1 protein-coding gene is annotated in these 10,780 nt (G+C 51.1%); it reads left to right on the top strand.

The window, feature by feature from the left end; all coding sequences use genetic code 11:
- Entirely contained in the window at positions 1–10,752 is a 10,752-nt protein-coding gene (gene srfAB, locus ACQXR1_RS14220; RefSeq protein WP_430772351.1) for a surfactin non-ribosomal peptide synthetase SrfAB, read from the top strand.
- Positions 10,753–10,780 lie beyond the last annotated feature (28 nt).

The following is a 10,780-nucleotide window of genomic DNA, read 5'->3' as shown; positions in this document are numbered from 1 at the left end:
ATGAGCAAAAAATCGATTCAAAAGGTGTACGCACTGACACCAATGCAGGAGGGAATGCTGTATCATGCGATGCTTGATCCGCATTCTTCCTCGTACTTCACACAATTAGAGCTTGGGATTCACGGCGCTTTTGATCTTGAAATCTTTGAGAAAAGCGTCAATGAACTGATTCGGTCATACGATATTCTCCGTACGGTATTTGTGCATCAGCAGCTGCAAAAACCGCGTCAGGTCGTGTTAGCGGAACGCAAAACAAAGGTGCATTATGAGGATATCAGTCATGCAGACGAGAACCGCCAGAAAGAGCACATTGAGCGTTACAAACAAGACGTTCAGCGCCAAGGCTTTAACCTGGCAAAAGACATTTTGTTCAAGGTGGCAGTTTTCCGCCTTGATGAAGATCAGCTGTATCTCGTCTGGAGCAATCATCATATTATGATGGACGGCTGGAGCATGGGCGTCCTCATGAAAAGCCTGTTCCAAAACTATGAAGCGCTCAGAGCAGGCAGGACACCGGCAAACGGTCAGGGCAAGCCTTATTCCGATTACATCAAGTGGCTTGGAAAACAGGATAATGAAGAAGCGGAGAGCTACTGGAGCGAGCGCTTGGCGGGTTTTGAACAGCCAAGTGTGCTCCCGGGCCGCCTGCCTGTGAAAAAAGACGAATACGTCAATAAAGAATATTCATTTACATGGGACGAAACACTGGTTGCCCGTATTCAGCAAGCCGCAAACCGCCATCAAGTGACAGGGCCTAACCTATTTCAGGCCGTTTGGGGCATTGTTCTCAGCAAATACAACTTTACGGATGATGTGGTCTTCGGAACGGTCGTCTCGGGCCGGCCGTCTGAAATCAGCGGGATTGAAACGATGGCGGGGCTGTTTATCAACACCATTCCGGTGCGGGTAAACGTTGAACGAGATGCTGCTTTCGCTGATATTTTCACAGCTGTTCAGCGGCATGCAGTTGAAGCGGAGCGTTACGATTACGTGCCGCTCTATGAGATTCAAAAACGCTCAGCCCTTGATGGCAATCTCTTAAACCATCTTGTCGCGTTTGAAAATTATCCACTTGATCAAGAGCTTGAAAATGGCAGCATGGAAGACCGTCTCGGGTTCTCGATCAAGGTAGAAAGCGCATTTGAACAAACGAGCTTCGATTTCAACCTGATTGTGTATCCGGGCAAAACGTGGACCGTCAAAATCAAATATAACGGCGCCGCCTTTGATTCCGCTTTTATCGAACGGACAGCGGAGCACCTTACCCGCATGATGGAAGCAGCTGTCGATCAGCCGGCCGCGTTTGTGCGTGAGTACGGGCTTGTGGGAGCCGAAGAGCAGCGGCAAATTGTCGAGGTGTTTAACAGCACGAAAGCCGAACTCCCGGAAGGAATGGCTGTTCATCAAGTGTTTGAAGAGCAAGCGAAACGGACGCCGGCGAGCACTGCCGTTGTATATGAAGGAACCGAGCTGACATATCGCGAGCTGAATGCCGCGGCCAATCGTCTGGCGAGAAAGCTGATTGAGCAAGGCCTTCAAAAAGGGGAAACAGTCGCGATTATGAACGACCGCTCAATAGAAACCGTTGTCGGCATGCTGGCTGTGTTAAAAGCAGGCGCCGCATATGTTCCGCTTGATCCAGCGCTTCCTGGGGACCGTCTTCGGTTCATGGCAGAGGACAGCTCCGTTCGAATGGTCTTGACCGGAATTTCTTATACAGAGCAGGCACATCAGCTTCAGGTGCCGGTCCTTACACTGGACATAGGCTTGGATGAGAGCGAAGCGGCTGACAATCTCAACCTGCCATCCGCCCCGTCCGACTTGGCATACATCATGTACACATCCGGTTCAACGGGCAAACCAAAAGGCGTCATGATCGAACATAAAAGCATTCTGCGCCTCGTCAAAAATGCCGGGTACGTTCCTGTTACTGAAGAGGACCGTATGGCGCAAACAGGAGCGGTTAGCTTTGATGCTGGAACGTTTGAGGTTTTCGGCGCACTGCTAAATGGCGCAGCGCTTTATCCGGTCAAAAAAGAGACGCTGCTTGATGCGAAACAATTTGCTGCATTCCTGCGTGAGCAAAGAATCTCGACGATGTGGCTGACATCACCTTTATTCAACCAGCTTGCCGCAAAGGATGCGGGTATGTTCGGCACACTGCGTCATTTAATCATCGGGGGAGACGCACTCGTTCCGCATATTGTCACCAAAGTTAAACAGGCATCGCCGTCGCTTTCATTGTGGAACGGATACGGCCCGACAGAAAACACGACGTTTTCAACAAGTTTTCTGATCGACCGCGAGTATGGCGGCTCTATTCCAATCGGGAAGCCGATCGGAAATTCCACTGCCTACATCATGGATGAGCAGGCACGCCTGCAGCCGATCGGCGCGCCCGGCGAGCTTTGCGTCGGCGGAATCGGCGTAGCGCGGGGGTACGTCAATCTCCCTGAGCTGACGGAGAAGCAATTTCTCGAAGACCCGTTCAGACCGGGTGAAAGGATTTATCGTACTGGCGACTTGGCAAGATGGCTGCCGGACGGCAATATCGAATTTTTAGGCAGAATCGACAACCAAGTGAAGGTGCGCGGCTTCCGAATTGAGCTTGGCGAAATTGAAACAAAACTGAACATGGCTGAGCATGTGACAGAGGCTGCGGTGATCATCCGCAAAAACAAAGCGGATGAAAATGAAATTTGCGCGTACTTTACGGCGGACCGTGAAGTTACTGTGAGCGAGCTGAGAAAAACGCTATCTCAGTCTTTGCCTGACTATATGGTCCCTGCCCACCTGATTCAAATGGACAGTCTGCCGCTCACGCCGAACGGGAAAATCAACAAAAAAGAACTGCCCGCGCCGCAATCAGAAGCCGTGCAGCCGGAATACGCAGCACCAGAAACAGAGAGTGAAAAGAAATTAGCGGAGATCTGGGAAGGAATACTCGGTGTCAAAGCAGGTGTTACCGATAACTTCTTTATGATCGGCGGCCATTCTTTGAAAGCGATGATGATGACGGCAAAAATCCAAGAGCTTTTCCATAAGGAAGTACCGATTAAAGTGCTTTTTGAAAAGCCGACCATTCAAGAATTGGCGCTGTATTTGGACGAGAACGAAAGCAAGGAGGAGCAGACGTTTGAACCGATCAGGCAAGCACCTTATCAGCAGCATTATCCTGTATCCCCGGCCCAGCGGAGAATGTATATCCTCAATCAGCTTGGACAAGCAAACACAAGCTACAACGTCCCCGCTGTACTTTTGCTGGAGGGAGAAGTAGATAAAGACCGGCTTGAAAACGCGATGCAGCAATTAATCAACCGGCACGAAATCCTTCGTACATCGTTTGACATGATCGACGGAGAGGTTGTACAAACCGTTCATAAAAACATATCGTTCCAGCTGGAGGCTGCCAAGGGACGGGAAGAGGACGCGGAGGAAATGATCAGAGCGTTCGTTCAGCCGTTTGAATTAAATCGTGCGCCGCTCGTCCGTTCGAAGCTTGTCCAGCTGGAAGAAAATCGCCACCTGCTGCTCATTGATATGCATCATATTATCACTGACGGCAGTTCAACAGGCATTCTGATCGGTGATCTTGCCAAAATGTATCAAGGCGCGGATCTGGAGCTGCCGCAAATTCACTATAAAGATTACGCAGTTTGGCACAAAGAACACGCTGATTATCAAAAGGATGAGGCATACTGGCTTGATGTCTTTAAAGGCGAGCTGCCAATACTGGATCTTCCCGCGGATTTCGAGCGGCCTGCTGAGCGGAGCTTTGCGGGAGAGCGCGTGATGTTCGGGCTTGATCAACAGATGACTGCTCAAATCAAGTCATTCTTAGCAGAAACGGATACGACAATGTATATGTTTTTGCTGGCGGCATTCAATGTACTCCTTTCTAAGTACGCGTCGCAGGATGATATCATTGTCGGCTCGCCGACAGCTGGCAGAACACATCCTGATCTGCAAGGTGTGCCGGGGATGTTTGTCAACACGGTAGCACTCAGAACGGCACCAGCGGGGGATAAAACCTTCGCGCAATTCCTTGAGGAGGTCAAAACAGCCAGCCTTCAAGCATTCGAGCACCAGAGCTATCCGCTTGAGGAGCTGATTGAAAAGCTTCCCCTTACAAGGGATACAAGCAGAAGTCCGCTGTTCAGCGTGATGTTCAATATGCAGAATATGGAGATTCCTTCTTTAAGATTAGGAGATTTGAAGATTTCCTCGTATTCCATGCATCATCATGTGGCGAAATTTGACCTCTCCTTGGAAGCGGTCGAGCGTGAAGACGATATCGGCCTAAGCTTTGACTATGCGACTGCTCTGTTTAAGGACGAGACGATCCGCCGCTGGAGCAGCCACTTTGTCAATATCATCAAAGCGGCCGCGGCTAATCCGAACGTTCGGCTGTCTGAAGTAGATATGCTCTCATCTGCAGAAACAGCTGCTTTGCTGGAAGAAAGACATATGACTCAAATTACGGAAGCCACCTTTGCAGCTCTTTTTGAAAAACAGGCCCAGCAAACACCTGACCATCCTGCGGTGAAGGCTGGCGGAAATCTGCTGACCTATCGCGAGCTTGATGAACAGGCGAACCAGCTGGCGCACCATCTTCGTGCCCAAGGGGCAGGAAGTGAAGATATCGTTGCGATTGTTATGGACCGGTCAGCTGAGGTGATGGTATCCATTCTCGGTGTCATGAAGGCGGGGGCAGCTTTCCTTCCCATTGATCCTGATACACCCGAAGAACGAATCCGTTATTCATTAGAGGACAGCGGAGCAAAAATTGCGATCGTCAATGAAAGAAACATGACGGCTATTGGGCAGTATGAAGGGACAATCGTCAACCTTGATGAAGGTAAATGGAGAAATGAAAGCAAGGAGCGCCCAGCATCCATTTCAGGGTCTCGCAATCTTGCATATGTCATTTATACGTCCGGTACGACCGGAAAGCCGAAGGGCGTGCAGATCGAGCATCGCAATCTGACAAACTATGTCTCTTGGTTTAGTGAAGAGGCGAGCCTGACGGAAAAGGATAAGACTGTATTGCTATCCTCTTACGCATTTGACCTAGGCTATACGAGCGTGTTCCCCGTGCTTCTGGGCGGGGGCGAGCTCCATATCGTACAGAAGGAAACCTATACGGCGCCGGATGAAATAGCGCACTACATCAAGGAGCATGGGATCACTTATATCAAACTGACACCGTCTCTCTTCCATACAATGGTGAACACATCCAGTTTTGCAAAAGAGGCGAACTTTGAATCCTTGCGTTTAATTGTGTTGGGAGGAGAAAAAATCATCCCGGCTGATGTTCTTGCCTTTCGCAGGGTGTATGGACATACCGAATTTATCAATCACTACGGCCCGACAGAAGCAACGATCGGCGCCATCGCCGGACGGATTGGTCTGTCTGAGCCGGATGCATTTGCGACACGCCCGACAATCGGAAAACCGATTGCGAATGCCGGCGCGCTTGTCTTAAATGAAGCATTGAAGCTTGTGCCGCCGGGAGCGAGCGGACAGCTCTATATTACGGGACAGGGGCTTGCGAGAGGATATCTCAACAGGCCACAGCTGACAGCCGAGAGATTTGTGGAGAATCCATATTCGCCGGGCAGCCTCATGTACAAAACCGGAGATGTCGTACGGAGACTTTCTGACGGTACGTTTGAATTTATCGGCCGGGCTGATGATCAGGTGAAAATCCGCGGCTACCGCATTGAGCCGAAAGAAATCGAAACGGTCATGCTCAGCCTCAGCGGAATTCAAGAAGCGGTTGTGCTGGCGGTCTTCGAGGGCGGCCTTCAAGAGCTTTGCGCGTATTATACGTCGGATCAAGCCATTGAAAAAGCAGAGCTCCGGAACCAGCTTTCACAAACACTACCGTCTCATATGATTCCTGCTTTCTTTGTGCAGGTTGACGCGATTCCGCTGACGGCAAACGGGAAAACCGACAGAAACGCTTTGCCGAAGCCGAATGCGGCACAATCTTCTGGCAAGGCCTTGGCGGCACCGGAAACAGCGCTTGAAGAAAGCTTATGCCGCATATGGCGGAAAACGCTTGGCATAGAAGCCATCGGCATTGACGACAATTTTTTCGATTTAGGCGGCCATTCATTAAAAGGAATGATGCTGATTGCCAACATTCAGGCAGAATTGGAGAAAAGCGTACCGCTTAAAGCACTGTTCGAGCAGCCGACTGTTCGCCAGCTGGCGGCTTATATGGAGGCATCTGCTGTTTCAGGCGGCCATCAAGTCCTCAAGCCGGCTGACAAGCAGGCTATGTATCCATTGTCATCCGCGCAGAAACGGATGTATGTGCTCAATCAGCTTGACCGCCAGACGATAAGCTACAACATGCCATCTGTTCTTTTAATGGAAGGAGAGCTTGATGTGTCGCGCCTGCGCGACTCGCTCAATCAGCTTGTGAACCGGCACGAATCATTGCGGACGTCATTTATGGAAGCTAATGGTGAGCCTGTTCAGCGCATTATTGAGGAGGCGGAGGTTGATCTTCATCTGTTTGAAGCGGAAGAAGACGAAGCGGACCAAAAGATTAAGGAATTTATCCAGCCATTTGACTTAACCGACGCACCGCTCATTCGCGCCGCTTTGCTTCGAATAGAAGCGAAGAAACATTTGTTGCTTTTAGATATGCATCACATCATCGCAGACGGCGTCTCAAGAGGCATCTTTGTAAAAGAATTGGCGCTGCTTTACAAAGGAGAGCAGCTTCCGGAGCCGTCGCTTCATTATAAAGATTTCGCCGTTTGGCAACATGAAGCTGAGCAAAAAGAACGGATGAAGGAGCATGAGGCGTACTGGCTGTCGGTTCTTTCAGGCGAGCTGCCAGAGCTTGATCTCCCGCTCGATTACGCCCGTCCGCCTGTGCAAAGCTTTAAAGGAGATACGCTTCGTTTCCGTACGGGAAGTGAGACGGCAAAGGCGGTCGAAAAGCTGCTCGCGGAAACCGGAGCGACCTTGCACATGGTGCTTCACGCGGTTTTCCACGTCTTTTTAAGCAAAATTTCCGGACAGCGGGATATCGTCATCGGCTCCGTTACTGCGGGCCGGACGAATGCCGATGTCCAAGACATGCCGGGAATGTTCGTCAATACCCTTGCTTTAAGAATGGAAGCGAAAGAACAGCAGACATTTGCGGAGCTTCTGGAGCAAGCGAAGCAGACGAACCTGTCAGCGCTGGAGCATCAGGAGTATCCATTTGAAGATCTGGTTAATCAGCTTGATCTCCCTCGGGATATGAGCCGAAATCCAGTATTTAATGTGATGGTGACGACAGAAAACCCCGATAAAGAACAGCTTACATTGCCAAATCTGGGCATTTCACCTTATGAGGCTCATCAGGGAACCTCTAAGTTTGATCTGACATTGGGCGGGTTTACTGATGAAAACGGCATTGGCTTGCAGCTCGAATATGCGACAGATCTGTTCACAAAAGAAACGGCTGAAAGATGGAGCGAATACGTTCTGAGGTTACTAAAGGCTGTTGCGGAAAACCCGAACCAGCCGCTTTCCAGCCTGTCACTCGTCACTGAAACAGAAAAACAAGCGCTTCTTGAGGCATGGAAGGGCAAAACGCTGCCTGTGCCGACAGACAAAACGGTTCATCAGCTATTCGAAGAGACTGTTCAGCGCCACAAAGACCGCCCTGCTGTCACATACAACGGCCGATCTTGGACGTACGGCGAGCTGAATGCGAAGGCAAACCGTCTCGCGCGGATTCTGATCGACTGCGGCATCAGCCCGGATGACCGCGTCGGCGTTCTTACGAAGCCGTCGCTTGAAATGTCGGCCGCTGTGCTCGGCGTCTTAAAGGCGGGAGCGGCATTTGTGCCGATTGATCCTGACTACCCTGATCAGCGGATTGAGTATATTTTACAGGACAGCGGCGCGAAGCTTCTCTTGAAGCAAGAGGGCATTTCAGTGCCGGACAGCTATACGGGGGATGTCATCCTTCTCGACGGAAGCCGCACGATTCTAAGCCTGCCGCTTGATGAAAACGACGAGGAAAATCCAGAAACCGCTGTAACCTCGGAGAACTTGGCGTACATGATTTACACATCTGGAACGACCGGACAGCCGAAGGGTGTCATGGTCGAGCACCATGCGCTTGTGAACCTGTGCTTCTGGCATCACGATGCGTTCAGCATGACAGCGGAGGACCGCAGTGCGAAGTACGCGGGCTTCGGATTTGACGCCTCCATTTGGGAGATGTTCCCGACCTGGACGATTGGCGCTGAGCTTCACGTCATTGATGAAGCGATCCGCCTCGATATTGTCCGCCTGAACGATTATTTCGAAACGAACGGCGTAACGATTACGTTCCTGCCGACACAGCTGGCGGAACAGTTCATGGAGCTTGAGAACACATCACTTCGCGTCCTCTTGACTGGAGGAGACAAGCTGAAGCGTGCCGTGAAAAAGCCGTACAAGCTCGTCAACAACTACGGGCCGACAGAAAACACGGTCGTTGCCACAAGCACGGAAATCCATCCGGAGGAAGGCTCGCTTTCCATCGGACAGGCGATCGCCAATACGAGAGTGTACATTCTTGGCGAGGGCAATCAGGTACAGCCGGAAGGCGTAGCCGGAGAGCTTTGCGTGGCGGGACGCGGACTGGCGCGAGGCTATCTGAATCGAGAAGACGAAACCGCGAAGCGGTTTGTCGCTGATCCGTTTGTGCCGGGTGAACGCATGTACCGCACCGGCGATTTGGTGAAGTGGGTGAACGGCGGCATCGAATACATCGGCCGGATCGACCAGCAGGTCAAGGTCCGCGGCTACCGAATCGAGCTTTCAGAAATTGAAGTCCAGCTCGCGCAGCTTTCTGAGGTGCAGGATGCGGCAGTGACAGCCGTGAAGGATAAAGGCGGCAATACAGCGATCGCGGCGTATGTCACACCGGAATCAGCTGACATAGAAGCACTGAAATCAGCACTGAAGGAAACCCTGCCTGATTACATGATCCCGGCGTTCTGGGTGACGCTGAGCGAGCTTCCGGTTACGGCAAACGGCAAAGTGGACCGCAAAGCCTTGCCTGAGCCGGACATCGAAGCGGGAAGCGGAGAATACAAAGCGCCGACGACCGACATGGAAGAGCTGCTTGCCGGCATCTGGCAGGACGTGCTTGGAATGGCTGAAGTCGGTGTCACCGATAATTTCTTCTCGCTTGGCGGAGATTCCATCAAAGGAATTCAGATGGCGAGCCGCTTGAACCAGCACGGCTGGAAGCTGGAAATGAAAGATCTCTTCCAGCACCCGACGATCGAGGAGCTGACCCAATACGTAGAGCGTGCCGAAGGCAAACAGGCAGACCAAGGCCCGGTGGAGGGCGAAGTCATCCTGACGCCGATCCAGCGCTGGTTCTTTGAAAAGAACTTCACGAACCAACACCACTGGAACCAATCGGTGATGCTTCACGCCAAGAAGGGCTTTGATCCTGAACGTGTGGAGAAAACATTGCAGGCGCTGATCGAGCATCATGACGCGCTTCGCATGGTTTACCGTGAGGAAAACGGGGACATCATTCAGGCGTATCAACCGATCGGTGAGAGCAAGGTCAGCTTCGAAATCGTGGATCTATACGGCTCTGATGAAGAGATGCTGAAAAACCAGATTAAGATTCTGGCGAACAGGCTGCAAAGCAGTATCGACCTGCAAAACGGGCCCCTTCTAAAGGCGGAGCAATACCGCACGGAAGCTGGGGATCACCTGCTCATCGCTGTACACCATCTCGTGGTCGACGGTGTGTCATGGCGGATTTTGCTTGAAGATTTTGCTTCAGGCTACATGCAGGCTGAGAAAGAAGAGAGCCTTGTCTTCCCGCAAAAAACAAACTCCTTCAAGGACTGGGCGGAAGAACTGGCGGCATTCAGCCAATCAGCGCATCTTTTACAGCAGGCTGAATACTGGTCGCAAATTGCCGCTGAGCAGGTTTCTCCTTTACCGAAGGATTGTGAAACAGAGCAGCGGATCGTCAAGGATACATCATCCGTCCTATGTGAATTAACGGAAGAAGACACGAAGCATCTTTTAACAGATGTTCATCAGCCATATGGAACTGAAATCAACGATATACTTCTCAGCGCGCTTGGTTTGACAATGAAAGACTGGACAGCCAGTGCCAAAATCGGCATTAACCTTGAGGGACACGGCCGGGAGGACATCATCCCGAATGTGAATATCTCCAGAACGGTCGGCTGGTTTACGGCACAATACCCAGTTGTGCTCGACATGTCTGAAGCAGATGCCTCAGCTGTGATCAAAACAGTCAAAGAAAACCTGCGCCGCATTCCGGATAAAGGTGTTGGCTACGGCATTCTTCGTTATTTCACAGAAACATCGGAAACAAAGGGCTTCACACCGGAGATCAGCTTCAACTATTTGGGCCAATTCGACAGTGAAGTCAAAACCGATTTCTTTGAACCGTCCGCTTTCGATATGGGGCGCCAAGTAAGCGGAGAATCAGAGGCGCTGTACGCTTTAAGCTTCAGCGGCATGATCAGAAACGGCCGGTTTGTGCTTTCCTGCTCCTACAATGAGAAGGAGTTTGAAAGAGCCACGATTGAAGAGCGAATGGAACGGTTTAAAGAAAATCTTCTGATGCTGATCCGCCATTGCACGGAAAAAGAAGAGAAGGAATTCACGCCAAGCGACTTCAGCGCCGAAAACCTTGAAATGGACGAAATGGGAGATATCTTTGACATGCTTGAGGAGAATTTAAAATAAAACGCAAGGGAATTACAGAAGGCGGGAG

The sequence above is a fragment of the Bacillus sp. ATD genome (genome assembly GCF_050585765.1).
GTDB lineage: Bacteria > Bacillota > Bacilli > Bacillales > Bacillaceae > Bacillus > Bacillus stercoris.
This window is presented reverse-complemented; position numbering and strand designations above follow the sequence as displayed.

What these genes read in the sequence shown, in the direction of transcription:
- srfAB (WP_430772351.1), top strand. Translation starts at nt 1, where the DNA reads ATGAGCAAAAAATCGATTCAAAAGGTGTACGCACTGACACCAATGCAG.